This window comes from Stomatobaculum sp., from assembly GCF_057248925.1.
Genome location: NZ_DBHIHF010000006.1, coordinates 18,399 through 44,159, shown reverse-complemented (window position 1 = coordinate 44,159; position 25,761 = coordinate 18,399). Strand labels below are relative to the sequence as shown.

Sequence of the window (25,761 nt, the reverse complement as noted above, 5' to 3'; positions counted from 1 at the left end):
CAAGCTCTTCGGGAAGTCCGTAGAGACCAATCCGGCTGGCCGGTTCCGCCCGGGTAATATCATTATCTTTTATCAGATCCCGGATACGCTGCCGCGTATCGCCAGAGAGATAGGCCTAGGGCATAACAAGCGGCCGCGGGAGCAATCCCGCGGGATGGCCTGCGCCGTTGAAACTTGTACTGGAGCGCGGTAGCCGCTTCTTGTTATAATGGTAGCGTTATCGGGAAAACTTGGGAGGAAAGCGCGATGAATGAATTTCAGAGACAGTATATCGAATGCTCGAAACGCTACCGGGAGAAAGAGGATGCGGACAGCGTGCGCGCACTCTATGCGCTGAAGGAAGCTCTGGAGGCGGAAGCTGCGCCGGAAGCCAAGCGCGTGCTGGTCGATGTCTACGACTTATTGGATTATAAAAAGAGCGCCTATGAGCTCTTTTTAGTCCTTGCAAATAAGACCGATCGGAAGGACTTAAAGCGTCTCGGGAGCCTCAAGGATTACGCCGAGAATTGGGGCGATACCTTTGCGGTCAAATGCCCGAAAACAGCGGCGGAAGCGGAGCGGCAGAGCGAAGCGGCGGAAGAACTTCCATTTTTCCGCTACCACCCGCACCCGCTGGAGACCGGTGTGTTCCGGGAGGTGAAAGAGGCGCTTTCCTGCGACTGCTGCGGAAAGCCGACCAAGATTTATTACGAAGGTCCCTTCTACGGCTTTCACGCGGACAGTCATTTTTGCCCGACCTGCATAGCGAGCGGAGAAGCCGCACGGAAATATGACGGGGAATTTCAGGATCCATTTTCGGTCGATGAAGGCGTTGAGGACCCGGCGCGTCTCGATGAGCTGATTCACCGCACGCCGGGCTATATCGGCTGGCAGCAGGAGCACTGGCGCGCCCACTGCGGCGATTTCTGCGCATACTTAGGCGACGTTGGTGCCAAGGAAATGAAGCTACAGGGTGTGCTCGAAGAAGTATTGGAAGATCCCATGTGGGACGAGAACGAAAAGCAGTGGATACGGGAGTCCGTGAACGGCGGTTCCATGCAGTGCTACCTGTTCCGCTGTCTGCACTGCGGAAAGCACATGGTCTGGATGGATTTTGACTGAGGCGCCGGGCAAGCGAAATGTGACCGGCCGGAAAGAAGGAAGTATGATGTATATCGCGCACGCGGATTCACCCGTCGGAGCGCTGACCCTCGCGAGCGCCGACGGCGTGACGCTCTCGGGGCTCTGGATTGACGGGCAGAAATATGACCGCGCCCTTCTGAAAGAGGAGACTGTGCGGGAATGCGAGATAGAAAGTCTCGCAATCTTTCGGGAGACCGCGCGCTGGTTAAAACTCTATTTTTCGGGGCGGGAGCCGAACTTTTACCCGCGGCTTTCATTCAGCGGTTCCGAGTTTCGAAAGGAAATTGCGCGGGAGATGCTCTCGGTCCCCTACGGGCGGACAGCGAGCTACAAGCAGCTTGCGGAGAGTCTTGCCGCGCGGCAGGGAAAAAGCTATGTGTCGCCCCATGCGACCGGCGGTGCAGTCGCGCATAACCCCTTGCTCATTCTGATTCCCTGCCACCGCATCATCGGTGCGGATGGGCGCCTGACCGGCTATGCGGGCGGACTCGAGCGGAAGAAATATCTGCTCGCACTCGAAGCGGGGCAGTTGTGAAAGCGAAATGCAGCACCTTAAGAAAGTTTAACTGTTTTATTATTTTAAAATAGTAAAGATTAGGGTATAATAACGGAAGCTTCTTGGCATCAGTGGTAGTACAACAGAAAAACGGGGAAAAGAGAAGGGAGTTCGGCATGAAGATGAGACAGAAGACAGTGTTACTTTCACTTTCTCTGGCGGCGGCGCTGGCGGTTTCGGGCTGCGGCGGCAAAAAGGCAGAGTCGAAATCCGGCAATCAGACCGCTGCGGCAAAGGCGGAAACTTCCGAGGCTTTGAGCAGCGAAGCGGCGAAGGTGAGCGGCAGTGCAAGTGCATCCGGTGGGACAACTGCGGCAAGCAAGGCGAGCGAAGAGGACAGTAAGTTCCCGACCGAGGTGAGAGCGGCGTTCACGGAGCTCCGAGACGTCAACTACGACGAGAAGAAGAGCAGCGCAAAGAAGCCGGAGGGCGACGTTTTGACGCTTACTTCGGGTCCCGTCACGGCGGAACTTCCGGCCAAGGGCTTTCAGCGCTCCAACGATCCGGAACAGGCCAATTACGAGGTCTGGGCGGTCACGGAGGATGGGCAGGGACGCGCTGCGACGATCACGCTCGAGGTGACGGCGGGCCAGGGATCCGGTGTGCGGCGCGGCGCCGATCGCGTGCGTTCCCTCGAAACGAGCTATAGCTACCAGGATTACACGGACATGAAGGCCAAGGTCATCAACGTTGGCAAGCAAAAGTGGCTACGTCTCTCCTATCGCTCGGACCGAGGGAAGGGGCAGAGCCGGGTGGTTCGGGACTTTGTCGATTACATCGGCTTTCTCGCAAACCGCGAGGTAGTGCTTCGCTTTGAATACGGCACGACTGCGGAGGAATACAGGGGAAGAACCGAGTCCCCCTTCACCGAGGAGCTGATGGAGCAGATGGTAAAATCCATCGCGACGGTCCCGGTGAACGAGTATAACCCGGCCGGAATCGACTTAAATCCGTATGTCGACAAGGCAAATGTCAAGCCGAATACGGTGACCGGCGTGGAGGAATACCTGCAGACAGTGCCGCTGAGTCTCGATGCGGGCGACTTAAAGAAGATGCGGAAGGGCGTCAGATTGCTCGGAGATGCGTATCTGCAGAAGATGAAGGAACTCGACTTAAGTGCGGTGGAGGACTGCTCCTCGTTCAGCGGCGAGACCGTGGTACTCCATGGGAACGAGGACAATGAAAGCATCTCGATTCGGCTTCCCGCGCAGTTTAACTCGAGTCAGAACGGACCGCTCTATCACCGGCACTTAAACGTTGCGGACTATAACACCGAATCCTACATCGAGGTCACGACCGAGGTAAACAGCGGAAACGCGCTCGAGAGAGCCATTTTCAGCGCGAATGCGTACATTTCGCAGTTTGTCGAGGCCGAGCAGGTGGGCGTGCAGGTCTACGGCGACAAGCCTTTCTTTGTGACCCTGCAGCTGGATAAGAGCACCGAGCCCTTCGGAAAACTTCTCAAGAAGAAAGCGATACTCTGCGTGCACAACACCCTCGTCACAGTGGAATTTGTGGGGCGTGGGGAGGAACTCACTTCGTTTACGGAGGGAGAAATCGAAGTTCTCAAGTCGATTGCTGTAAACGGAACCGGCGAATAAGAGTTTCACTTGCAAAATCCGCCGGAAGCGGGTAAACTGATACCAGAACAAAGGTTCGCGGAACGAATGTTTGCAAATGCGGTTCCCGCGATTTGACTTGAGAGAAGAGGTGCGGCATGGATCAGGATGCAAAGAGAAAAGCGCTCGATGAGGCGTTAAAGCAGATTGAAAAGGATTTCGGCAAGGGCGCAGTCATGAAACTTGGCGATCCGAGCAATATGATGAATGTGGAGACCACGCCGACCGGCTCGCTGAGCCTGGATCTCGCGCTGGGACTCGGCGGCATTCCGAAGGGACGCATCATCGAGGTCTATGGCCCCGAGTCCTCCGGTAAGACCACGGTCGCATTGCACATGGTCGCGGAAGTGCAGAAGCGCGGCGGTATTGCGGGCTTTATCGATGCCGAGCACGCGCTGGATCCGGTCTACGCAAAGAATATCGGGGTCGATGTCGACAACCTCTACATCTCCCAGCCGGACACCGGTGAACAGGCGCTCGAAATCACCGAGACCATGGTGCGGAGCGGCGCCGTGGACATCATCATTGTGGACTCGGTCGCGGCGCTCGTGCCGAAGGCGGAGATTGAGGGCGATATGGGAGACCTCCACGTGGGTCTTCAAGCGCGCCTCATGAGCCAGGCGCTCCGTAAGCTCACGAGCATTGTCAGCAATACGAACAGCACCGTGGTCTTCATTAACCAGCTGCGCGAGAAAATCGGCGTCATGTTCGGCAGCCCCGAGACCACGACCGGCGGCAGAGCGCTGAAGTTCTACTCCTCGGTGCGTCTGGATGTTCGGAAGATCGATGTCTTAAAGCAGGGCGGCGAGATTGTGGGCACGCGCGTTCGCGTAAAGGTTGTGAAGAATAAGATTGCGCCGCCGTTTAAGGAAATTGAGTTCGACATCATGTTCGGCAAAGGCATCTCAAAGGAGGGTGATATTCTGGACCTCGCGGTCAAGGAGAATATTGTCGAAAAGAGCGGCGCCTGGTTCTCCTATGAGGGCAATAAGATAGGCCAGGGCCGCGAGAATGCCAAGAGTTTCCTGCACGAGCATCCGGCGCTGGCGGCGGAGATCGAGAATCGCGTCCGCGAAGCGCACGGCCTCGCGCCGGTTGAGACCGAGGCGCTCCCGGAGGGCGCCGAATTCACACTGCCGCTGACGGAAGAGCGGGATGCGGAATGATTATTACGGAAATTCTGCCGCTCGGCGCGAAAAAAAGCAAAGTCCTCACCGACGAGGACTTTGCTTTTTCACTTTACCGGGGGGAAGTCAAAAAAATGGAGCTGGAAGTCGGGCGGGAACTTACGGCAGAGTTTTTACAGACGAAACTTTACCCCTTACTGATTCGCCGCAGTCGGGAGCGCCTGCTCTATCTTTTAAAGCAGAGGGACTACACCGAGGCGGAACTGCGGCGAAAATTCCGCGAAGGCTTTTATCCGGAAGAAATCGCAGAACTCGCGCTTGACTATGGGCGGAAACTGCACTATGTCGATGACCGCCGCGTCGCGGAGACCTATATCCGGACGCGGAGCGGCGAGAAAAGTGCACGCTATTTAAAGACCGCACTCTTAAACCGCGGGATCGACAAGGAGCTCATTGAAGAGCTGCTAGAAGAAGAGGCGCCGGATGAGACCGCGCAAATCTGTCGGGAACTTAAGAAAAGGCACTACGCCGCAGACATCGACAAGAAGGAAGAACAGCGGATTTTTGCGGCACTGCTCCGCAAAGGCTACTCCTACAGTGCAATTCGAGATGCAATATGCACTTTTACTTGCGATAATTCTTAAGATTTGCTAGTATAGACTTATTGCCCAAAGTGAAAGCGCAATATTAAGAAAATAAATTGTACCATGAAAACTGAATAAGGAGGTGCTCTGTGTCACAAATCATCATTGCAGTTGTCATCACGGCGGTGATTGTGGCTTTTTTGAGCTGGAATCTTGCGATTGAACACCGGAAGAAAGACTATGAGAGCAAGATCGGCAGCGCGGAAGTAAAATCCCGAGAGATTATCGAAGAAGCCCTGAAAACCGCGGAGACGAAGAAGCGCGAGGCGATGCTCGAAGCCAAGGAAGAAGCGCTCCGGACGAAGAACGAACTGGAGCGGGAGACCAAAGAGCGGCGCGCGGAGTTACAGCACTATGAGAATCGTGTGCTTAGCAAGGAAGAGAATCTCGACAAGAAGCAGACTTTGCTCGAAAAGCGGGAACAGACCCTGCAGCAGAAGGAGGAGAGCATTGCGGCGAGAAGCCGTGAGGTGGATTCTCTCTACGACAGGGGGATGGAAGAGCTGGAGCGCATTGCCGGACTTTCGGTTGAGCAGGCGAAGGAATTCCTGCTCCGCTCGATTGAGGACGATGTGAAGCACGACAAGGCGCGTATGATCCGCGATCTTGAGAGCGCCGCAAAGGAAGAGGCGGACAAGAAGGCGAAGGAGTATGTGGTCAGTGCCATTCAGCGCTGCGCCGCAGACAGCGTCGCCGAGTCCACGGTATCGGTGGTACAGCTGCCGAACGACGAGATGAAGGGTCGCATCATCGGCCGTGAGGGCAGAAATATTCGCACGCTCGAGCAGTTGACCGGTGTGGAACTGATTGTCGACGACACACCGGAGGCAGTCGTGCTCTCGGGCTTTGATCCGGTGCGCCGCGAAATTGCGAAGGTTGCGCTTGAAAAGCTGATTAACGACGGCCGCATTCATCCCGCGCGGATTGAAGAGATGGTCGAGAAAGCGCAGCGCGAGGTCGATACGCGGATGCGCGAGGCCGGTGAGGCAGCCGTGCTCGAAGTCGGAATCCACAGCATTCATCCGGAGCTTGTCAAACTCATCGGACGCATGCGCTACCGCACAAGTTACGGGCAAAATGCCCTGCGTCACTCGATCGAGGTTGCGGAGCTGTCCGGTATTCTTGCGGCGGAGGTCGGCGTCGATGTGCGCATGGCGAAACGCGCAGGTCTTTTACACGACATCGGTAAGGCGGTTGACCACGAGATTGAGGGTTCCCATGTGCAGCTCGGCGTGGAACTCTGCCGGAAGTACAAGGAGAACCAGATTGTCATCAACACGGTGGAGTCGCACCACGGCGATGTCGAGCCCGAGAGTCTGATCGCATGTATCGTTCAGGCCGCGGATACCATTTCGGCGGCGCGCCCGGGCGCAAGACGCGAGACCATTGAGACTTACACGAATCGTCTCGCGCAGCTCGAGGAAATTACGAATTCCTTTGAGGGCGTCGAGAAATCCTTTGCGGTGCAGGCGGGCCGCGAGGTTCGCATCATGGTCATGCCGGAGAAGATTACGGACGACGATATGGTCATTCTGGCGCACAATGTTGCAAAACGCATTGAGCAGGAGATGCAGTATCCGGGCCAGATTCGGGTCAATGTGATTCGCGAATCGCGGGTCCAGGATGTGGCAAAGTGAGATAGCGGGAGTGTCCGCGCTCTGTTTTATACAGAGCGCGGGCATTTTTTGTTTACGGCGGCCATACGGTGCAGTCAGAAAAATGTAAGCTCGTTGTTATTGACGATATAGCGGTTATCGGGTATTCTATAAACAGTCCGATTAGAAAAAATGTAGAGAAAGCATCATAAGGACTGGATAAGTTCTGTTCACTTTTTCTGGGGACGAAAATCGAGAGCGATTCAAAGGGGGAAATGGCAATGAAACATGTCGTAAAGGGAACCGTTCTGGCAGGAGCTCTGATGCTCTTCACAGCGGCATTCGGAATGACCGCTTATGCAGACAAAGCGATTAAGACCGTCGGTATCAAGGTGACGGGAACCGTAAACGCGGGCAGTCCGATCGGCGACGAGAAACTGGAAATTAAGCCGCTGGGCAGCCGCTATACGGTGAATCACTACGAGGTCCTGAACGAGGGCCCGAGCTGGAAGGCGACGGATGTCCCGGACCTCAAGATTCACCTGCAGGCGGAGGACGGCTACTACTTCCGGGTCAATGCAGCGAGCCAGGTTCACATTGACGGCGCGGAGTATGTGACCGCGACGCGCGAGGACAATGCCTATGCGTTGATTGTCGAAGTCAAGCTCCCGAGCCTCGCACTGCAGGCTTCGAGCATCAGTGAGGCAAATCTCACGAGCACCACGGCGAGCTGGACCGAGTCCCTCGGCGCAGGTTCCTACGAGACCAAGTGGAAGAGAGACGGCAAGACAATCGGCGCTGTCAGAACCGTGCAGGGCACCTCGCACGATGTCAGCTCGTTCTTCACCAAGGCCGGCGTGTATTCGTTCCAGGTGCGCGGCGTGAGTGCACAGAATCCGGATTTCCGCGGACCGTGGACCGAGTCGAACGATATTGTCGTCACAGAAGAGATGGCAAGCGCACAGCGCGCAAAGAACGCAGCTGCCGAGAGCACAGGCACTTGGGAGGCAAACGGCGACAAGTGGCGCTTCCGGCTGCCGGACAGCAGCTACGTGAAGGGCGCTTGGAGAAAGATTAACAACGAGTGGTATGTGTTCGACGAGAACGGCTACATGATCACCGGCTGGTTCAAGGACGGCGACAAGTGGTACTACCTCGACGAGAGCGGCAAGATGCTCTATAACCGCGTGACCCCGGACGGCTACCAGCTCGACATCAACGGTGTCTGGGTTGCACCGCTCGCCAAGGCACAGTAAGACGGATACGGATATTCATAAGACGCTGTATTTTTCAAGCTTTCTTGAAAAATACAGCGTCTTGTTTTATTATGATGAGAAAAGTTTTTCCTGAGAGAAAGCTTTTTGGAATCCCGAGGACAGGCACAGGAGGAGACTACTGTGGAGAAGAAAATTGTTTTGATTCCGGGCGACGGCATAGGTCCGGAAATTGTGAGAGAAGCAAAGGCTGTGCTCGCTCACGTCGCGGAGAAGTTCGGACATACATTTTCGTTCACCGAAATCGACATGGGCGGCTGCTCGATTGACCGCTACGGCGAGCCGCTGACCGATGAAAATCTGCAAAAGGCGAAGGAGAGCGATGCCGTGCTGCTCGGTGCCGTGGGAGGAAACGCTGAGACGTCTCCCTGGTACAAGCTGGCACCTTCCCTGCGTCCGGAGGCAGGACTCCTGAAAATCCGGAAGGAACTCGGTCTCTTTGCAAATCTGCGCCCCGCGTTTCTCTATCCGGAGCTCGCGGCGGCCTGCCCGTTAAAGCCGGAGCAGCTGCGGAACGGCTTTGACCTTGTGATTGTAAGAGAACTCACCGGCGGCCTCTACTTCGGCGAGCGGCACACAGAGAAGGTAAACGGCGTCGAGACCGCGGTCGATACTCTGGTCTACACGGAGCCGGAGATTCGGCGCATTGCAATTAAGGCGTTTGAGGCCGCGGCAAAGCGCAGAAAGTCCCTGATCAGCGTGGACAAGGCAAACGTCCTTGACACTTCGCGCCTCTGGCGGCGGGTCATGGAGGAAGTCGGCAAGGACTATCCGGAAGTCAAGCTCTCGCACATGCTGGTCGACAATGCGGCCATGCAGCTGGTCTACAATCCGGGACAGTTTGATGTCATCGTGACCGAGAACACGTTTGGCGACATTCTGTCGGATGAGGCGAGCATGGTGACGGGCTCTATCGGCATGCTACCGAGCGCGAGCCTGAATGAGACGAAGCTCGGACTCTATGAGCCGAGTCACGGTTCCGCGCCGGACATTGCGGGACAGGATAAGGCAAATCCGCTTGCAACCATACTCTCGGCGGCAATGCTGCTCCGCTACTCCTTCGATATGGAGAGTGAGGCGCGCGCCGTGGAGAGCGCTGTCGCAGCGGTGCTGCGGGACGGCTATCGCACGCCCGACATTTACACCGAGGGCACGAAAAAGGTCGGCACCCGGGAGATGGGCGCGCTGGTCATGGCCCGCATCTGAAACGAAATCACCTAATTTTTATTTTTGTTACAGCTTGAAAAGATATAGCCAGAAAGAAGGACTTACCATGTTAAGCGATCACGTCAAGACAGGGATGCAGCAGGCACCCCACCGCTCTTTATTTAATGCACTCGGCTTTACCCCGGAGGAGATGAAGAAGCCGCTCATCGGCATCATCTCGTCCTACAACGAAATTGTTCCGGGCCACATGAACCTCGATAAGATTGTCGATGCCGTGAAGCTCGGCGTCGCAGAGGCGGGCGGTATGCCCGTCGTAGTTCCGGCCATCGCGGTCTGCGACGGCATTGCAATGGGACACACGGGCATGAAGTACTCGCTCGTCACAAGAGACTTAATTGCGGATTCGACCGAGTGTCTTGCGAGAGCACATCAGTTTGACGCGATGGTCTGTGTTCCGAACTGCGATAAGAACGTGCCGGGTCTCCTCATGGCGGCAGCGCGCGTCAACATTCCGACCATCTTTGTGAGCGGCGGCCCCATGCTCGCAGGCCGCGTGAAGGGCGAGAAGCGCTCGCTCTCCAGCATGTTTGAGGCGGTCGGCGCTTATGCGGCCGGAAAGATGACCATAGAGGATGTCTCGGAGTTCGAGGAGAAGGTCTGCCCGACTTGCGGCAGTTGCTCCGGTATGTACACGGCGAACTCGCTGAATTGCCTCACCGAGGTGCTCGGTATGGGTCTCCGCGGCAACGGCACGATTCCGGCTGTCTACTCGGAGCGTCTGCGCCTTGCAAAGCACGCAGGCAATCAGATCATGGAGCTCTACCGGAAGGATATCCGTCCGCGCGACATCATGACCGAGAAGGCGTTCATGAACGCGCTGACCGTCGATATGGCACTCGGCTGCTCGACGAACACGATGCTGCATCTCCCGGCAATCGCGCACGAGGCCAAGGTGAACATCGATGTGAATATCGCGAATGAGGTCTCCGCGCGCACGCCGAACCTCTGCCACCTCGCACCGGCAGGTCACACCTATATGGAGGATCTGAACGAGGCGGGCGGCGTCTACGCTGTCATGAAGGAGCTCTCGAAGAAGAATCTCATCAACCTCGACTGCCTGACCGCGACCGGAAAGACGGTCGGCGAGAATATTGAGAACGCATGGAACCTCGACAAGGAGGTCATTCGCCCGATTGAGAATCCCTATTCCGAGACCGGCGGCATCGCAATTCTGAACGGCAACATCGCCCCCGAGTCCTGCGTCGTGAAGCGGAGCGCGGTCGCACCGGAAATGTTAAAGCACAGCGGTCCGGCGCGCGTCTTTGACTGCGAGGACGATGCCATTACGGCCATCAAGGGCGGTAAGATTGTCCCGGGCGATGTCGTCGTGATTCGCTACGAGGGCCCGAAGGGCGGCCCCGGTATGCGCGAGATGTTAAACCCGACCTCTGCGATTGTCGGCATGGGCCTTGGGTCCACGGTTGCCCTGATTACGGACGGACGCTTCTCCGGCGCAAGCCGCGGCGCTTCGATCGGCCATGTGGCACCGGAGGCGGCGGTCGGCGGTCCGATTGCGCTGATTCAGGAGGGGGATATCATCGATATCGACATCGACAACCACACGCTGAACGCGCGCGTCTCCGAAGAGGAGTTCGCAGAGAGAAAGAAGAACTGGAAGCCGCGCGTCAATGAAGTGGACGGCTATCTGGTTCGCTATCGCGAGCTTGTGACCGGTGCGCCCCAGGGTGCTGTTCTCTCGGTGGAAGGTTGGAAGCATGACTAAGCTGAGCGGCGCGGAAATTGTAATCGCCTGCCTCAAGGAACAGGGCGTCGACACCGTCTTCGGTTATCCGGGCGGCGCGATTTTGAATATTTATGATGCACTCTATAAACACAGAGATGAGATTCACCATGTGCTGACCAGCCACGAGCAGGGCGCCGCGCACGCGGCCGACGGCTATGCGCGCGCGAGCGGCAAAGTCGGCGTGTGCCTGGCAACCAGCGGTCCCGGCGCGACGAACTTAGTCACCGGCATTGCGAGCGCCTACATGGACTCTTCGCCGATTGTCGCAATCACCTGTAATGTTGCCAACCCGATTCTCGGAAAGGACTCGTTTCAGGAGATTGACATCACCGGTATCAGCATGCCGATTACCAAGTACAACTTCATTGTCAAAGATGTGCGGGAGCTCGCAGGCGTGTTGCGCCGTGCCTTTCAGATTGCGCGGAGCGGCCGCCCGGGGCCGGTGCTGGTTGATATCACGAAGGATGTGACGGCGGCGGTGACCGACTATGAGGCAGTTTTGCCGGTGTCCGAGGCGCTGCGCCCGCTCCCGGCGGAAGAGAAAATCGAAGAAGTGCTTGCGCTCCTCAAAGCCGCGAAAAAGCCCTGCATTATGGCGGGCGGCGGCGTGATTTTGTCGAATGCCGCAGAGGCGCTCACGGCTTTTGCGCATCGCCTCGACGCACCGGTCTGTTGCACGCTGATGGGCCAGGGTGCTTTTGACCAGAACGACCCGCTCTACACGGGTATGGTAGGGATGCACGGCACCAAGACCTCGAACTATACGGTCTCGGACTGCGATTTGCTCGTGGTGGTCGGCGCGCGCTTTTCCGACCGTGTCGCGGGCAGTCCGAACCACTTCGCGGCCAAGGCAAAGATTTTGCAGCTCGACATTGACGAGGCGGAGGTCAATAAGAACATTCATGTCGCGGCCTCCCTGGTCGGCGACGCGGCGGCCTTGCTCACTTGTCTGACAGAGAAACTGCCGGAGCAGCGGCACGCGGACTGGGTCGCAGAGATTCAGGCGCGGAAGGAGCGTTTCCCGCTGCAAGTCGGCGAGGGGCTCACGGGCCCCCGTGTGATTCGGGAACTCGATCGGCTCACGCCGGACGACGCAATCATCGTTACCGAGGTCGGCCAGCACCAGATGTGGGCGGCGCAGCACTATGCGTATCACAGCCCGAGAACCTATCTTACGAGCGGCGGCCTCGGTACCATGGGCTTCGGTCTCGGCGCGGCAATCGGCGCGCAGACGGCGAAGCCGGACAGAGTGGTCGTGAATGTTGCGGGCGACGGTTGCTTCCGCATGAATATGAATGAGCTCGCGACGGTAGCCCGCGAAGAGCTTCCGCTCATTGAGCTGATCGTCAATAACCATGCGCTCGGCATGGTGCGGCAGTGGCAGACGCTCTTTTATGAGCAGCGCTACTCGTCGACGGTACTCAGAGACCGGGTGGATTACTGCAAGATTGCGGAGGCGATGGGCATCAAAGCCTACCGCGTGACGACGGTGGAGGAATTGCGGACAGCGCTCCGCGAGGCTGTCGAGAGCCGGAAAGCGGCCGTACTGGATGTGCTCATTGATTCGGATGAGAAAGTCTTCCCGATGTGCCCGCCCGGCGCGGATCTGAAGGAAGTTTTTGATGAGAGCGATTTGTAACTTCAAAATCACCCGAAATATGGTAGAGTAATATTAAGCATTTGTTTCGTTTTGAGGATTCGCAGACAGAGAGGAGAAAGGATGGCACGCGTATTTAATTTCAGTGCCGGTCCGGCGGTACTTCCGGAGGAAGTGTTGCGGGAAGCGGCGGAAGAGATGCTCGATTACAAGGGGACAGGCATGTCTGTGATGGAGATGAGCCACCGCTCCAAGATGTTTCAGGATATTCTGGATGACGCAGAGCAGGATTTTCGGGAGCTTCTCGGCGTGCCCGCAAACTATAAGGTGCTCTTTATTCAGGGCGGCGGCCATGTGCAGTTTGCGATGGTGCCGTTAAACCTCATGAAAAACCGCAAGGCGGAGTACATTGTCACCGGACAGTGGGCAAAGAAGGCCATGCAGGAGGCCGCGCTCTATGGCGACGCGCGCGCTGTCGCGTCGAGTGAGGATAAGGTCTACAGTTATATTCCGGACTGCACGGATCTGCCGATTCGGGCGGATGCGGACTACCTCTATTTCTGCAAAAACAATACGATATACGGAACAGTCTTCCATGAGACGCCGAATGCCAAGGGAAAGACCCTGGTTGCCGATGTCTCCTCCTGCTTCCTTTCGGCACCCGAGAAGATCACGGACTACGGGATTCTCTGGGGCGGCGTACAGAAGAATGTGGGACCGGCCGGTATGGCGATCGCAGTGGTGCGCGAGGATCTGATCGGAGACTGCCTGCCCGGCACACCGACCATGTTGCGCTATGAGACCTACGCGGCACACGGCTCGCTCTACAACACACCGCCCTGCTACAACATTTACATCTGCGGCAAGGTGTTCCGCTGGATCAAGGAAATCGGCGGCCTCGCGGCCATGCAGAAGCAGAACGAGGAGAAGGCGGCGTTGCTCTACGATTTCCTCGATCAGTCGAGGCTTTTCTCGAACCCGGTGCGGCGTGAAGACCGCTCTGTGATGAACGTGACCTTTGTGACGGGCAATGCGGCGCTCGACAAGAAGTTTGTCGAGGAGGCAAAGGCCGCGGGTCTTGAGAATCTGAAGGGACACCGGACAGTCGGCGGCATGCGCGCAAGTCTCTATAACGCAATGCCGAAGGAGGGTGTGCAGCGCCTCGTCGACTTTATGGCGGCATTCGAGAAGCGGGAGGCCTGAGTTATGTTTCACATTTATCGGAAGAATGCGATTTCGGAGGAGGGCTTACAGAGCCTGCTCCCGCATTTTGCGCTGACCGACGCGCAGGGAGAGGCAGAGGGCATTCTGGTGCGCTCTGCGGATATGCACGAGGAGAAACTCGGCGCGGCGACCCTCGCCGTTGCGCGCGCGGGCGCGGGTGTCAATAACATTCCCCTGGAGCGCTTTGCCGAGGAAGGGATTGTCGTCTTTAATACCCCGGGGGCCAATGCAAACAGCGTCAAGGAGCTTGTGCTTTGCGGCCTTTTGCTCGCCGCACGCAATGTGCTCCCGGCGGTCGAATGGCTGCGGGAAAAGCAGGGCGAGGCTGACATCGCAAAAGTCGCCGAGCAGGGGAAAAAGCAGTTTGTCGGCACGGAAATTCGGGGCAAAAAGCTCGGCGTCATCGGCCTCGGCGCAATCGGCGCGGAAGTCGCGAATGCGGCGGTTGCGCTCGGTATGGAGGTTTACGGCTACGATCCCTACCTCTCGGTGAACGGCGCCTGGAGAATCACGAAAGAGGCGCGCCATGCGACTTCTCTCGAGGAACTCTGCAGGCAGTGCGATTACATCACGATTCATGTCCCGCTGACCGACAAGAACCCCGGCATGATAGGCGAAAAAGAAATCGCGGTGATGAAGGAAGGTGTGGTCTTCCTCAACTTTTCGCGCGACAAGCTGGTCGATGAGCAGGCAATGGGGCGGGCGCTCGAGAGCGGCAAGGTGCGGCTCTATGTGACCGACTTTGCGAATCCGCTCTCCATGACCTTTCCGCAGGCCATTGTGACGCCGCATCTCGGCGCTTCGACCGAAGAGGCCGAGGATCACTGCGCGGTCATGGCGGTCAAGGAGCTCATGGACTACCTCGACAACGGCAACATTCGCAATTCCGTGAACTATCCCGATTGCGACATGGGCGTTCCGACAGGCGCACAGCGCATTGCGCTGCTCCACAAGAATGTGCCGAACATGATAGGTCAGATCAGCAGTATGCTGGCAAAGCAAAACATCAACATCGACAATATGACAAACAAAAGTCGCGGCGCGTATGCCTATACGCTTCTGGACCTTGAGACCCGTCTCACGGCAGAGGATGAGGCGGCCCTCAGAGCCATTCCGGGTGTGATACGTTTCCGCGCGGTGACAGGAGGCTGATATGGCAGAGGTCAAGGCGTTTTGCGCCCTTCGTCCGAACGAAAAGCAGGCGGCGGAGGTTGCGGCGCTTCCCTATGATGTCTACACGAGAGAGGAAGCAAGAGCTGCGGTGCAGGGACACCCGTTTTCCTTTCTGAATATTGATCGCCCGGAGACCCAGTTTCCGGAGGACTGCGATATGTACGCGCAGGAAGTCTATGAGAAGGCGCGGGACATGCTGCGGGAGCAGACCGCAGCGGGCATCTATGTGCGCGAGGAGCAGCCGGTCTACTACTTCTATGAGCTGACGGTCGAGAGCGGTGTGCTCGCGCCGCTCTTACAGGGACACAGCCAGACCGGTGTGGTCGCCTGCTCGTCGGTTGACGACTATCTGAATCAGGTGGTCCGGAAGCACGAGAATACGAGAGAGGAAAAGGAGCAGGATCGCATTCGCCATGTGGACATCATGAATGCGCAGACCGGCCCGATTTTTCTGACCTACCGCGGTACGGAGGCCTTAAAAGCCTGCGAGAAGCGCGCCAAGCAGCAGCCGCCGCTCTATGACTTTGTGAGTGAGGACGGTATCCGCCACCGCGTGTGGCGCGTCGCTGATCCGGCGGAGGTAGAAGCGATTACCGAGGGCTTCCGCGAGGTGCCGACCACCTATATTGCGGACGGTCATCACCGTGCGGCGTCGGCGGTTAAGGTCGCGCTGAAGCGGCGTGCGGAGCACCCGGATTACAAGGGCACGGAGGAGTTCAACTACTTCCTCTCGGTGTTATTCCCGGAGGAGGAACTCCGGATTCTCCCCTATAATCGCGTGGTCGCCGATTTAAACGGCGAGAGCCCCGCAGATTTGCTGCTCGCGCTCGATCAGGCATTCACGATACGCGACAACGGCGAGACCGTGCCGACGCCCGGCAAAAAAGGCGAAGTCGGCATGTATCTCGACGGTCACTGGTATGCGCTCTGCGTGCGCGAAGAGCTGCGCGAGGAGGACCCGGTCGAGGGACTCGATGTCTCCTTCCTGCAGAATCTTGTGCTTTCCCCGCTGCTTGGCATCGAGGACCCGAGAACCTCGGAGCGAATTCGCTTCATCGGCGGCATTCGCGGCAGCGAAGAATTAAAGCGGCTGGTCGATCAAAAGGGCGGCGTGGCCTTCCTCATGTATCCGACGCAGATGGAAGAGCTGCTCTCGGTCGCGGACGCGGGGCTTCTGATGCCGCCGAAATCCACCTGGTTTGAGCCGAAGCTTCGGAGCGGTCTTTTCATTCACACATTGTGACGGATCGGATTTCTATGACGAAGCAGGAATTTTTAGACGAACTGGCACTGCGCCTCCGCGAGGAGGGTGCGGAGCGTCTGGTCGCGGAAAATGTGGATTATTACCGCAGTTATATCGATGAAGAGGTCGCAAAAGGGCGGCGCGAAGAAGAAGTGCTTTCCGAGCTCGGAAACCCCGCGCTGATTGCGCGATCCATTCTGGATGCTGCGGGCTACCGGGTGGACGGTATTCCGGATCGGAATCCGGACGGTGACCTCGGTGAAAACGCGGGTAGCTATTACCGGACACAGAGCGAGGAGAGAGAAGGACAGGAAGACCGGAATATCCATGTCGAAGTGCGGCAGGTGAATTCCTGGATTGCAGGGATTCTGTTTCTTCTCTTTGTCGTGCTTCTGGTGCTCGCCGTTTTGGGCTTTATCATCTGGGCGGCGCCCGTTATTTTGGCGTTGTTGCTACTTAGCTTTATGTACCGCGCGCTGATAAGTTTTTTTCAGCGCTGAACCTACCAACAGAGCGATAGAAGGAGGAGAGGACATGTTTAGTTCAAAGAGCAAGACAGAGCCGGTCACACCCGTGTCCGGGAATAAGATCGACACCATTATCGGCGATAAGACGCGGGTAGAGGGTACGCTGCACACCCAGGACACAACGAGAATCGACGGTCGCATCAAGGGAGAGGCGATTTCCGACGGCTATCTCATCATCGGCGAAAACGGCTATGTGGAGGGGGATGTCCGGAGCGAAAACATGCTGATTGCAGGAACCGTGCAGGGCAATATTTTTGTGCGGGAGCGCCTTGAGGTCACGGAGAGCGGTAAGATTATCGGTGATATCACGACCAAGTCTCTGGTGATTGCGGAGGGCGCATCCTTCGCCGGAAAGTGCACCATGACCTCGCTGCAGAAGGTACAGACGGGCGAGCAAAAGGAGGCAGAGAAGCATGTTGCGGAAGCGAACCGGAAGGCCCCGGAGACAAAGTAAGAAGGACACGGGTTTTACCTTGCTGCTGCTCTCAAACAGCGAGAAAAAACCCGTGCAGTTCCAGCTTCCGCCTCTCTTTTTCAAAGGCCTGTTGACGGTTACGTTACTTCTCATCGGTCTGACCGGCTACGGGCTCATTTCGGCGGCACTCTTAAAACCGGTGGCACGCCAGAAAGTCGTGCTTGAGCAGGAGATTGCGCAGCTTCGCGCGGAGCAAGACAAAATACGCTCGGAGAACCAGAACCTGCGGGCCTACAGCGCGCAGCAGGACAAGGAGATGCAGAACCTGCAGGAAGTTTCCGCCGAAATCAAGAACAACATCGAAAATCTGCAGGGCAGAGACAGTGAGATTCGCGGAAAGCTCGGTCTTCCGGCAGAGAGCAGCGCGGCGGAGAGCAGTGCTTCCGGAAGCGGTGAGACAGCGGAGACGCAGGCGAGCGAGACGCCGGTCGGCGAGGCAAAGACCACGGAGGATTTACAGCCTCTCATGCTCGGCGACGCCGGCGAGTCCGATATTTACGACACGACCGCGGGAACACCGGCAGAGAACATTTTGCAGCGGGAGAGCAATATTCAGCTCTCGGTGCTGATGGGCGCGCGCCAGCGGCGTAACACCATGCAGCTCGCGGCGGAGTTGGAGCAGTCACGCGCCATGCTCTCCGAGGCCTCCGATAACTATGACCAGTACGAGGGTGTGATTCGCTCGCAGGAATTCCAGGAGGAACAGCGGAGAGAGCGGGCCACACAGCGGCGCCAGAGCATTCGCGCCTATGCGCTGTCCTTCCTCGGCGGCCGCTATGTCTGGGGCGGTGAGAATCCCTATTCCGGTGTGGACTGCTCAGGCTTTACGCGATACATTCTGAGCCATGCGGGCGGCGTGTACATCAACCGCACGGCGGCGGAGCAGGCACAGCAGGGCAGAGAAGTCTCGATTGACGAGGCAAAGCCCGGCGATCTGATTTTTTACAGCAACGGCAGCCGCGTGAATCATGTCGCGATGTACATCGGCGACGGCAGAGTGGTGCACGCCTCGAATGAGAGAAACGGCATTATGGTATCGCGCTGGGATTACCGCACACCGGTTCATATCCGGAATATGATCGGCGAGTAACAGCGCTGTAACATATCTGTAACAATTTAAAGAGAATCCTGTGCGTTTGTTCGCACGGGATTCTCTTTTTTGACGCACGGAGAACCGTGGGTTTCCGTGAGAGCGAAAGCCAATTGTAAACATTTTGTAAAAAACTTGACGCGAGAGTCCCGCCGGAGTATACTGGCCAATGTAATAATTCCGTAACAAGTAAGGAATTGTTCCGTAATAAGAACAAGAAAAGAGTATGAGAGAGCGTCCAAGACGACTAAGCTTTTACACGGAGGGACAATCGATGAATCGTTTTAAAGGATATCTTGCAATGGCGGCACTTGCTTCTGTTATTTCCGCGGGTAGCGCAATGACTTCGATGGCGAGCACCAAGGTCACGAAGAACACGGCAGCCTGGGTCGAAGAGGCAAAGAAGCAGGAAGAGGAAGCAAAGGCTGCGGAAGAGGCAAAGGCAGCGGAGGAAGCGGCGGCAGCCGCGGCGGCAGAGGCAGCGGCTGCACAGAAGACAAGTACCCGTCAGCAGGTGGTTGACTACGCGCTCTCGTTTGTCGGCGGCCGCTATGTCTGGGGCGGCACGGATCCGCATAGCGGTGTGGATTGTTCGGGCTTTACGCGCTACATCTTAAGCCACGCGGGCGGCGTTTCGATCAGCCGCAGCTCGGCGGAGCAGGCCGGTGAGGGCAGAACCGTGACGGCAGACAGCATGCAGCCGGGCGACCTGCTCTTCTATTCCAAGGGCGGCGGTGTGAACCATGTCGCCATGTACATCGGCAACGGCCAGGTGGTGCATGCCTCCTCTTCGAAGACCGGCATCATTGTTTCGGCCTGGAATTACAGAACGCCCGTGCGTATTGCGAGCTATCTCGATTAATTAACATTTGTCGTTAAAAAATAAAGAAATCATAAAGATTAGAACGTTGACTTTGCCGATAGCGCCACCTATACTGAACTTATATTTGCAACAGATTGCAACATCTTCGTAATAACTATCGATATTCGGGGGAATCATCAGATATAGGGGGACACTGCTGTGAAAAAGAAATTGGGAGTTTGTGCGGCTCTGGTCATCTGTGCATCGATTGCGGCGACTGCGCCGGCATTTGCCGCAAAGGACGATGCGATTTTTGTCGAGGCTCTTGACCAGAGCAGCGGAAGCGGAGCAGAGGGCGGCGAGGTCAACGGTCTTGTGCCGGAGTTTCACGCCGAGGAAGCGGAAGCTTCCGACAGCGAGGGCAGCGAGCGCGTGGAGTCCGCGGTGATCGGCGACATGAAGCCGGTCAAGCCGGTGGAGGCAGTCGAGGAGAAGAACGAGAGTCTCTCCAACACGTCGGCTGCGATTGTGCGCCAGGGCGTGTCCAGCAAGTCGGAGACCGAGAAGGCACAGAAGTCCGACAGCAGTGCGGGACCGAACGGCAAAATCAAGGCGAAGCTTAGCGGCAACAGTTCGGATCCGGTGACGGCGCAGTCCAAGACTTCGGGCGGCGCCGGCAAGAACTCCACGGACTGGAGCAAGGTCAGCAAGCTCAGAAAGGCCATCGTCAGCTACGCAAAGAGCCTCGAGGGAAGCCGTTATGTGTACGGCGGCATCGATCCGAAGTCCGGTATAGACTGCTCGGGTCTCATCATGCACGTGATGCGCGAACAGGCCGGCATCGACTTGGATCACTATTCGGCATCGCAGGCGACCGAGGGCGTCGAGGTCAGCGCAGACCAGATGCGTCCGGGCGACATCATCGCTTACGATGGACAGCCGCGCGACGGCAAGGTCAATCACATCGCGATTTACATCGGCGACGGCAAGGCGATTCACGCAAGAGGCAAGAAAGAGGGCGTGCAGATTACCGCTTGGGATTACGCGACCCCGCTTGCGATTCGCAATGTGATCGGCGACTGAGTCAAACAATCGAATTTGAAAAATCCGTCAGTTGCAGCTGACGGATTTTTTTGGCTGAAAATCACCGCATTCAACGAGCTTCGGCTTGCAGTGGCTTCCTTTTTCGCGTACACTTTTCCTATGAAGATGACATATACATTGACGGCGCCCTGCCACTTCGGCTTAGAGGCGGTCTTAAAGCGGGAAATTACAAATCTGGGTTACGAAATCAAAGCGGTCGATAACGGCAAGGTGAGTTTCCTCGGCGATGCCGAGGCGATTGCGCGCGCCAATTTATGGCTCCGGACCGCAGAGCGCGTGCTCCTGGAAATCGGGCGCTTCCGGGCGACCAGTTACGAAGAGCTGTTTCAGGGCACACTCGTGCTGCCCTTCGGAGACTTTCTGCCGAAGGACGGAAAGTTCTGGGTCACCAAGGCGACTTCGGTGGATTCTAAGCTCTTTTCGCCCTCGGACATCCAGTCTGTCATGAAGAAGGCAATGGTGCGCTCCATGGAGCGCTACTACGGCGCTGTGCCCTTCCTTGAGAACGGCGAGAGCTTCCCCTTCCGCGTGAGCATTCAGAAGGACGTGGTGACGGTTTCGCTCGACACGAGCGGCATCTCGCTGCATAAGCGCGGTTACCGCACGGAGACGGCGCGCGCGCCGATTACCGAGACCCTCGCGGCGGCGTTGTTACTTTTGACACCCTGGCACGCCGACCGCATTCTCGCGGATCCGTTCTGCGGCAGCGGCACCTTCCTAATTGAGGCAGCGATGATGGCGTCCAATATGGCACCAGGCATGAACCGCGAATTCTTAAGTCAGACTTGGGAGCATCTGATTCCAAAGAAGGTCTGGTACCGCAGTTTTGACGAGGCACAGGAGCTTCTGATTCCGCAACCCGAGACCGATCTTCAAGGCTATGACATCGACGGCGGCGTGATACGCCGCGCGAAAATCAATGCGGAGCAGGCGGGGGTCAGCGAGTTGATTCACTTCCAGGAGCGGGATGTCTCGCAGTTCAGCCACGCAAAGAAATACGGCTTCATCGTGACCAATCCGCCCTACGGTGCGCGTCTCATGGGAGAGAGCAGCGAGTCAGAGGCGGTTGCGGCGCTCTACCGCACCCTCGGCGAGCGCTTCCGCGCGTTGCAGGACTGGTCGCTCTATCTGATCACGGCCTTTCCGGACGCCGAAAAATGTATCGGCAGAAAGGCGGATAAGAACCGTAAGATTTATAACGGCATGATGAAGACCTATTTTTACCAGTTCCTCGGCAAGAAGCCGCCGAAGCGCGAGAGGCGCGAAGAGAAGCAGGGGGAGTGAGATGCAAGAGATTATTTTCGCGACGGGAAATGAGAATAAAATGCGGGAGATCCGGGAAATTTTCGAGGGTCTTCCCTTTGTGATTCACTCGCTCAAAGAGGCGGGTCTGGTCTCGGACCCGGAGGAGAACGGCGCGACCTTTGCGGAAAATGCTTTTATTAAGGCAGAGGCTGTGCACGCGCTGCGCCCCGATGCGATTGTGATGTCGGATGACTCCGGCCTCTCGGTCGACTATCTGAACGGCGAACCGGGTGTCTTTTCGGCGCGCTGGCTCGGACGCGATACCTCGTATGCTGAGAAGAATGCGGAACTGATTCGTCGCCTCGAGGGCGTCGAAGGGAATGCGCGGAGCGCCCGCTTTACCGCAGCGATTGCCTGCATTCTCCCGGACGGCACCCGGCTTCTCACCGAAGCGCATATGGAAGGACAAATTGCGAAGGCACCGGCGGGCGAAAACGGCTTCGGCTATGACCCCATCCTCTACCTGCCGGAATACGGGAAATGCTCGGCGGAGCTCAGTGACCGGGAGAAAAACGCAATCAGCCACCGCGGCAAGGCCTTGCGGCAGATGCAGGAAAAACTGCGGAGCATCTACGCCGACGCCACGGGCGGAAGGGCATAATTCGGATTTACATTTTTCGGAGAATACAGTATAGTAGACCCTGTGCGGGGTGTAGCCCAGCCCGGTAGGGCGCCTGCTTTGGGAGCAGGATGTCGCAGGTTCGAATCCTGTCACCCCGAGTAAGAAAAGCGGAAGACTTTGGAGACAAAGGCTTCCGCTTTTTGCGTGGGAAAATCGGTGGAATGCGGGATGCGACTGAAATTAGAAGTTTATGGTTTGCTGCAGACGGCGGGCAACTTCGGCGAGTTTCGGGAGGATTTCTTTTTTGCGGCGCGCAATCGTGACGCTCATGCCGGTCAAACTTAAAGTTGCAAACAGATGATTATCCTGACTTGAGTAAATCGGGACGGAGAGCGCCCCAACTCCCTCGAAGAGTTCGCCGTTTTCATAGGAAAACCCCTCAGCGCGAATTTTTTGAAATTCGTTTTGAAGAGCTTCGACTGTGGTGCGGGTCGCCGCGGTGTAGGCGGGAAAAGGGGCGTCTTTCAGATAGATATTTAGCGGTCTCTCTCGTAAATGGGCAAGCACAAGTTTTCCGCTCGCGGAGCAGTAGAGCGGCATGTTGGAATTGGCGCGGCGTACCACAAAGGTGCTGTTGTGCGGTTCGGTCGAGTGTATGAGCTGGAGATAAAGTTCATCAATGCGGAATAGCGTGCAGTTGCCCTGAAAGTAGTCGCTCAAGTTTTGCATGTAATTGTGCGACTGGTCAATCAGGATGCTTCGCTTGGTATCTGATGCGAGAGATGCCTTATTGAAAAGCTCTGCGCCGAGTAGGTATTCTCCGGAACTGTTTTGACTGATATAGCCGTTCATGTGTAGGGTGTTCAGAATGCCGTGAACTGTGCCCTTGTTGAGATTGAGTCGCGTGCTGATTTGCCCCAGCGTGAGTTCGGTATTCGTGAGGTTAAAGCAGTTCAATATGTCGATGGCGCGCTGCACGGACTGAATCTGTTTGCCGGTCAGCAACTGTGTTCCGCCGGAGCTCTTCTCGGCGCCGCGGGCTTTGTGTTCTTGTTGTTCCATTGTATACCTAGCACCTCCTATTTTACTTATCTATAAGCTATTCTTACTACAAAAAGAAGTATTTGACAATATCAAAAAAGAGTTGACAAGCATTGTCCCCTGTTTTGTCATCCGTTACAATGAGCCCATCAAGGAAAGCCACTGAAACCCGGCCGGTGCAGTGTCTGAAACAAATCAAAAGCTATATGGTTCTGAACAGAGGAGGAACGATATGGAACAAAAGACTGCTTCAGCACGCAAGTTTACCTGGAAAGAAAAAATGGCGGCTCTCGGGCCGGGATTCTTGATTGTCGGTTCCTTCATCGGACCCGGAACGGTTACGAGTTCCACCCGCGCAGGTGCAACCTACGGTTTCCAGCTCTTCTGGTGTGTCATCTTTTCGGTCATCGCGGTTATCGTAGTACAGGGGATGTCGGCGCGGCTCGGCATCATCACCCAGGATGGGCTCGCGGAGAACTTAAAGAATGACTTTGCGGATCGCCCCTTGCTTAGAAACCTGCTCTGTGGCCTGGTTGCCCTCGCAATCGCAATCGGCGGCTTCGCTTACATGGGCGGAGACCTGACCGGAACGGCGCTCGGCGTCAGCGCACTGACCGGAGTCTCGACCAAAATCATCGCACCCGTCTGGGGCTTCTGCATCCTGCTCATCCTCAATTTCGCGGGGGATGCGGTCAAGTACCTCGAGAAACTCCTCGGTATCTGTGTCATCATCATGGCGGTCGTCTTCATGATGACCATGGTCATTGTGAAACCGGATCTCGGCGCTCTGTTTGCAGGCTGCATTCCGAGCATTCCGGAAAACGGCGGTCTCATGACCTGCCTTTCCCTGATCGGAACGACGGTGGTCCCCTACAACATGTTCCTGCACGCGGCAAGTGCGAAGCGCACCTGGCACAGCGCGGAGGAAATCCCGTTATGTAATTTCGGCACCACGGTTCCGATGATTGTCGGCGGCATTGTCACCGGTTCCATCATGATTACCTCGGCAGCTGTCATGCACGGCATGACCGTCAACAATGCGATGGATATGGCCATCCAGCTTGAGCCGACCCTCGGCGCACTGGCTCGCCCCTTCATGGCAATCGGCCTTGTCGCGGCAGGTGTCTCGAGTGCGGTCTGTACCCCGATGGGCGTGTCCTACGTACTCGCTGGACTCTTTGGCTGGAAGACTGACAGCTCCGATAAGCGCTACACCCTTACGAACGCAGCGGTTCTGATTACCGGTATCGTGATTGCGGCGCTCGGCACCAATCCGCTCGGTCTCATCATGACAGCACAGGCAGTCAACGGCATTGTCCTTCCCGTTGTCGTCGGTGTCACAGTCTACCTGACTTGCCGCGAGAAGATTATGGGCAAGTATAAGAACAACATGCTCCAGACTGTCCTCGGCATTGCAATCTTTGCGATTTCGCTGATTCTCGGCGTGAGCAGTTTTCTCGGTGTGTTTTCCTAAGGCAGATACGGCGCCACCCCGAACCGGCCGGGCTGTATTCAGGTAAACAGCAGACGGCATACATTCCGGTTTCATCAAAGAAAATGTCAGATTTACCCCCTCGGGGGTTTGTAAATATAGCACGGCACGGCGGATGCGTTTCCGTCGGACAGCAGCGAACAAAATGCAGGAGGTAGTAGTATGAAGTACAGCAAACCGACCATTTATGACCCGAATTTTCTGCCGAACAACGTCTACAGCGGCGTTCCGTCTTGGTTAAATCTCTCGGTAGCAGAGTGCAAGGAAGATCTTGAGGGCCTCGACGTTGTCGTGAGCGGCGTTCCGTGGGAGGGCGGTTGCACAATCGGCGGCTATTCCTCGACTACTGAGGGACCGAAGGGTATTCGCTCTGTGTCCATCCGCTACACCGGCTTCCTTCCGGACTTTAATCTTGACTCCTTCGATTATTTGAAGGCTGCGGATTTCGGTGATGTCGCTTGCCAGAACGGCAACTACGACTTCACATTCCGTCAGATTCGGGAGAGAATTGCAACGATTCTAGATGCAGGAGCGGTTCCGCTGACCTTCGGCGGTGACCACGGAATTGCACTCCCGATTGTCAGTGAGATTGCGAAGCGCCACCCGAAGCGAGTCGGCATTCTTCACTTTGATGCCCACCTCGACAACTACGCTTGCTTCGGCGACGATCTCTACGCGCGCTGCTCGCCCTTCTACCGGCTCTATGAGGACCCGAATATGGATCCGTCCAAGATTGTTCATATCGGTATTCGCGGACCGAGAAACCATCAGGAGGAGTTCAACAATGCGCAAAAGTTTGGCGCAAATGTGATTCTCGGCAGAGAGGTTAAGGAGAACGGCTGGAAGGCAAGCATAGACAAGGCAATCGAACTTGCATTCAAGGACACGGACTTTGTCTATGTCACAATTTGCTCGGATGCGCTGGATGCTGCGAACATGCCGCAGGGGCCGCAGGACATGGGAGGGTTGACTTCGTACGAGCTCTGCATGATGGTGCACGAGGCGGGCCTTGCGGGTGCAAAGGGGTTTGACTTTGTCGAGATTTATCCGGACACCAACAGCCTTCAGACTGCGGCGCACAATGCTTGCTGGGCGGCGCTCTATTACCTGAACGGCTACGCGGAGAGAAAGAAGAACGGCGGAAAGTAAGAGGCAAATGTAAATCCGTATGGGAATTACGAGTGGCGAAGCACTGTCACAATCGGCAAAAGTTGGGAT

Annotated in this window: 23 protein-coding genes and 1 tRNA gene; 23 read left to right on the top strand and 1 reads right to left on the bottom strand. The window is 56.6% G+C overall.

What is annotated here, in order from left to right; all coding sequences use genetic code 11:
- The first annotated feature begins 246 nt into the window (after positions 1-246).
- The 21 genes from ACO4XG_RS03095 to ACO4XG_RS02995 all read left to right on the top strand — a co-directional run bounded on the left by ACO4XG_RS03095 (position 247) and on the right by ACO4XG_RS02995 (position 22,168).
- Positions 247-1,101, top strand: coding sequence for a CbrC family protein (locus ACO4XG_RS03095; RefSeq protein WP_308508990.1), 855 nt, complete (start codon positions 247-249; stop codon positions 1,099-1,101).
- Positions 1,102-1,144: 43 nt separating this feature from the next.
- A complete protein-coding gene (locus ACO4XG_RS03090; RefSeq protein WP_308508991.1) occupies positions 1,145-1,657 on the top strand; it encodes a methylated-DNA--[protein]-cysteine S-methyltransferase in 513 nt (170 codons plus the stop codon).
- Between the two features lie 137 nt (positions 1,658-1,794).
- Complete coding sequence (locus tag ACO4XG_RS03085) at positions 1,795-3,279, top strand: hypothetical protein (RefSeq protein WP_308508992.1); 1,485 nt, start codon at positions 1,795-1,797, stop codon at positions 3,277-3,279.
- 116 nt (positions 3,280-3,395) lie between these two features.
- A complete protein-coding gene (recA, locus tag ACO4XG_RS03080) occupies positions 3,396-4,463 on the top strand; it encodes a recombinase RecA (protein ID WP_009533244.1) in 1,068 nt (355 codons plus the stop codon).
- The gene (locus ACO4XG_RS03075) at positions 4,460-5,068 is read left to right on the top strand and encodes a regulatory protein RecX (protein ID WP_308508993.1); all 609 of its coding nucleotides are present in this window, start codon (positions 4,460-4,462) and stop codon (positions 5,066-5,068) included. Before recA ends, ACO4XG_RS03075 begins: the two co-directional genes overlap by 4 nt.
- Positions 5,069-5,184: 116 nt before the next feature.
- Positions 5,185-6,705 (top strand): ribonuclease Y, encoded by a 1,521-nt coding sequence (gene rny / locus ACO4XG_RS03070; RefSeq protein ID WP_485129649.1) that lies wholly within the window; start codon positions 5,185-5,187, stop codon positions 6,703-6,705.
- 239 nt (positions 6,706-6,944) lie between these two features.
- Positions 6,945-7,919 carry an N-acetylmuramoyl-L-alanine amidase family protein gene (locus ACO4XG_RS03065; protein ID WP_308508995.1) on the top strand — a complete coding sequence of 325 codons (975 nt, stop codon included), beginning with the start codon at positions 6,945-6,947 and terminating at the stop codon, positions 7,917-7,919.
- A 141-nt stretch (positions 7,920-8,060) separates the two neighbouring features.
- The gene (gene leuB, locus ACO4XG_RS03060; RefSeq protein WP_308508996.1) at positions 8,061-9,143 is read left to right on the top strand and encodes a 3-isopropylmalate dehydrogenase; all 1,083 of its coding nucleotides are present in this window, start codon (positions 8,061-8,063) and stop codon (positions 9,141-9,143) included.
- A 67-nt stretch (positions 9,144-9,210) separates the two neighbouring features.
- Positions 9,211-10,887, top strand: coding sequence for a dihydroxy-acid dehydratase (gene ilvD, locus ACO4XG_RS03055; RefSeq protein WP_308508997.1), 1,677 nt, complete (start codon positions 9,211-9,213; stop codon positions 10,885-10,887).
- Positions 10,880-12,547 carry a biosynthetic-type acetolactate synthase large subunit gene (gene ilvB, locus ACO4XG_RS03050; RefSeq protein ID WP_308508998.1) on the top strand — a complete coding sequence of 556 codons (1,668 nt, stop codon included), beginning with the start codon at positions 10,880-10,882 and terminating at the stop codon, positions 12,545-12,547. Before ilvD ends, ilvB begins: the two co-directional genes overlap by 8 nt.
- Before the next feature lie 81 nt (positions 12,548-12,628).
- On the top strand, positions 12,629-13,708 hold the full coding sequence (gene serC / locus ACO4XG_RS03045; RefSeq protein WP_308508999.1) for a 3-phosphoserine/phosphohydroxythreonine transaminase: 1,080 nt from the start codon (positions 12,629-12,631) through the stop codon (positions 13,706-13,708).
- Between the two features lie 3 nt (positions 13,709-13,711).
- On the top strand, positions 13,712-14,881 hold the full coding sequence (locus ACO4XG_RS03040; protein ID WP_308509000.1) for a phosphoglycerate dehydrogenase: 1,170 nt from the start codon (positions 13,712-13,714) through the stop codon (positions 14,879-14,881).
- Position 14,882: 1 nt separating this feature from the next.
- Positions 14,883-16,145 (top strand): DUF1015 domain-containing protein, encoded by a 1,263-nt coding sequence (locus ACO4XG_RS03035; protein ID WP_308509001.1) that lies wholly within the window; start codon positions 14,883-14,885, stop codon positions 16,143-16,145.
- Positions 16,146-16,159: 14 nt separating this feature from the next.
- Positions 16,160-16,645: a DUF1700 domain-containing protein gene (locus ACO4XG_RS03030; RefSeq protein WP_308509002.1), complete on the top strand. Its 486-nt coding sequence runs from the start codon at positions 16,160-16,162 to the stop codon at positions 16,643-16,645.
- A 34-nt stretch (positions 16,646-16,679) separates the two neighbouring features.
- On the top strand, positions 16,680-17,126 hold the full coding sequence (locus ACO4XG_RS03025; protein ID WP_308509003.1) for a bactofilin family protein: 447 nt from the start codon (positions 16,680-16,682) through the stop codon (positions 17,124-17,126).
- The gene (locus ACO4XG_RS03020; RefSeq protein ID WP_308509004.1) at positions 17,086-18,237 is read left to right on the top strand and encodes an NlpC/P60 family protein; all 1,152 of its coding nucleotides are present in this window, start codon (positions 17,086-17,088) and stop codon (positions 18,235-18,237) included. Before ACO4XG_RS03025 ends, ACO4XG_RS03020 begins: the two co-directional genes overlap by 41 nt.
- 274 nt (positions 18,238-18,511) lie before the next feature.
- Complete coding sequence (locus ACO4XG_RS03015) at positions 18,512-19,099, top strand: C40 family peptidase (RefSeq protein ID WP_308509005.1); 588 nt, start codon at positions 18,512-18,514, stop codon at positions 19,097-19,099.
- Positions 19,100-19,258: 159 nt separating this feature from the next.
- A complete protein-coding gene (locus ACO4XG_RS03010) occupies positions 19,259-20,122 on the top strand; it encodes a C40 family peptidase (protein ID WP_308509006.1) in 864 nt (287 codons plus the stop codon).
- A 120-nt stretch (positions 20,123-20,242) separates the two neighbouring features.
- Positions 20,243-21,427: a THUMP domain-containing class I SAM-dependent RNA methyltransferase gene (locus ACO4XG_RS03005; protein ID WP_308509007.1), complete on the top strand. Its 1,185-nt coding sequence runs from the start codon at positions 20,243-20,245 to the stop codon at positions 21,425-21,427.
- 1 nt (position 21,428) lies between these two features.
- The gene (rdgB, locus tag ACO4XG_RS03000; protein WP_308509008.1) at positions 21,429-22,049 is read left to right on the top strand and encodes an RdgB/HAM1 family non-canonical purine NTP pyrophosphatase; all 621 of its coding nucleotides are present in this window, start codon (positions 21,429-21,431) and stop codon (positions 22,047-22,049) included.
- A 45-nt stretch (positions 22,050-22,094) separates the two neighbouring features.
- Positions 22,095-22,168, top strand: a tRNA-Pro gene (locus ACO4XG_RS02995).
- Positions 22,169-22,250: 82 nt separating this feature from the next.
- On the opposite strand, the gene ACO4XG_RS02990 is transcribed toward ACO4XG_RS02995, so the two are convergent.
- Positions 22,251-23,072 carry an IclR family transcriptional regulator gene (locus ACO4XG_RS02990; protein WP_308509009.1) on the bottom strand — a complete coding sequence of 274 codons (822 nt, stop codon included), beginning with the start codon at positions 23,070-23,072 and terminating at the stop codon, positions 22,251-22,253.
- 211 nt (positions 23,073-23,283) lie between these two features.
- Here ACO4XG_RS02990 and ACO4XG_RS02985 point away from each other — a divergent pair, with 211 nt between their 5' ends.
- Positions 23,284-24,525: an Nramp family divalent metal transporter gene (locus tag ACO4XG_RS02985; protein WP_308509010.1), complete on the top strand. Its 1,242-nt coding sequence runs from the start codon at positions 23,284-23,286 to the stop codon at positions 24,523-24,525.
- A gap of 180 nt (positions 24,526-24,705) precedes the next feature.
- On the top strand, positions 24,706-25,692 hold the full coding sequence (locus ACO4XG_RS02980) for an agmatinase family protein (RefSeq protein ID WP_308509011.1): 987 nt from the start codon (positions 24,706-24,708) through the stop codon (positions 25,690-25,692).
- The last annotated feature ends 69 nt before the right edge of the window (positions 25,693-25,761 follow it).

Excerpts from the sequence above, each read along its gene's own strand:
- ACO4XG_RS03095 (WP_308508990.1), top strand. The coding sequence starts at position 247 with ATGAATGAATTTCAGAGACAGTATATCGAATGCTCGAAACGCTACCGG.
- ACO4XG_RS03090 (WP_308508991.1), top strand. The coding sequence starts at position 1,145 with ATGATGTATATCGCGCACGCGGATTCACCCGTCGGAGCGCTGACCCTC.
- ACO4XG_RS03085 (WP_308508992.1), top strand. The coding sequence starts at position 1,795 with ATGAAGATGAGACAGAAGACAGTGTTACTTTCACTTTCTCTGGCGGCG.
- recA (WP_009533244.1), top strand. The coding sequence starts at position 3,396 with ATGGATCAGGATGCAAAGAGAAAAGCGCTCGATGAGGCGTTAAAGCAG.
- ACO4XG_RS03075 (WP_308508993.1), top strand. The coding sequence starts at position 4,460 with ATGATTATTACGGAAATTCTGCCGCTCGGCGCGAAAAAAAGCAAAGTC.
- ACO4XG_RS03065 (WP_308508995.1), top strand. The coding sequence starts at position 6,945 with ATGAAACATGTCGTAAAGGGAACCGTTCTGGCAGGAGCTCTGATGCTC.
- ilvD (WP_308508997.1), top strand. The coding sequence starts at position 9,211 with ATGTTAAGCGATCACGTCAAGACAGGGATGCAGCAGGCACCCCACCGC.
- ilvB (WP_308508998.1), top strand. The coding sequence starts at position 10,880 with ATGACTAAGCTGAGCGGCGCGGAAATTGTAATCGCCTGCCTCAAGGAA.
- serC (WP_308508999.1), top strand. The coding sequence starts at position 12,629 with ATGGCACGCGTATTTAATTTCAGTGCCGGTCCGGCGGTACTTCCGGAG.
- ACO4XG_RS03040 (WP_308509000.1), top strand. The coding sequence starts at position 13,712 with ATGTTTCACATTTATCGGAAGAATGCGATTTCGGAGGAGGGCTTACAG.
- ACO4XG_RS03035 (WP_308509001.1), top strand. The coding sequence starts at position 14,883 with ATGGCAGAGGTCAAGGCGTTTTGCGCCCTTCGTCCGAACGAAAAGCAG.
- ACO4XG_RS03030 (WP_308509002.1), top strand. The coding sequence starts at position 16,160 with ATGACGAAGCAGGAATTTTTAGACGAACTGGCACTGCGCCTCCGCGAG.
- ACO4XG_RS03025 (WP_308509003.1), top strand. The coding sequence starts at position 16,680 with ATGTTTAGTTCAAAGAGCAAGACAGAGCCGGTCACACCCGTGTCCGGG.
- ACO4XG_RS03020 (WP_308509004.1), top strand. The coding sequence starts at position 17,086 with ATGTTGCGGAAGCGAACCGGAAGGCCCCGGAGACAAAGTAAGAAGGAC.
- ACO4XG_RS03015 (WP_308509005.1), top strand. The coding sequence starts at position 18,512 with ATGAATCGTTTTAAAGGATATCTTGCAATGGCGGCACTTGCTTCTGTT.
- ACO4XG_RS03005 (WP_308509007.1), top strand. The coding sequence starts at position 20,243 with ATGAAGATGACATATACATTGACGGCGCCCTGCCACTTCGGCTTAGAG.
- rdgB (WP_308509008.1), top strand. The coding sequence starts at position 21,429 with ATGCAAGAGATTATTTTCGCGACGGGAAATGAGAATAAAATGCGGGAG.
- ACO4XG_RS02990 (WP_308509009.1), bottom strand. The coding sequence starts at position 23,072 with ATGGAACAACAAGAACACAAAGCCCGCGGCGCCGAGAAGAGCTCCGGC.
- ACO4XG_RS02985 (WP_308509010.1), top strand. The coding sequence starts at position 23,284 with ATGGAACAAAAGACTGCTTCAGCACGCAAGTTTACCTGGAAAGAAAAA.
- ACO4XG_RS02980 (WP_308509011.1), top strand. The coding sequence starts at position 24,706 with ATGAAGTACAGCAAACCGACCATTTATGACCCGAATTTTCTGCCGAAC.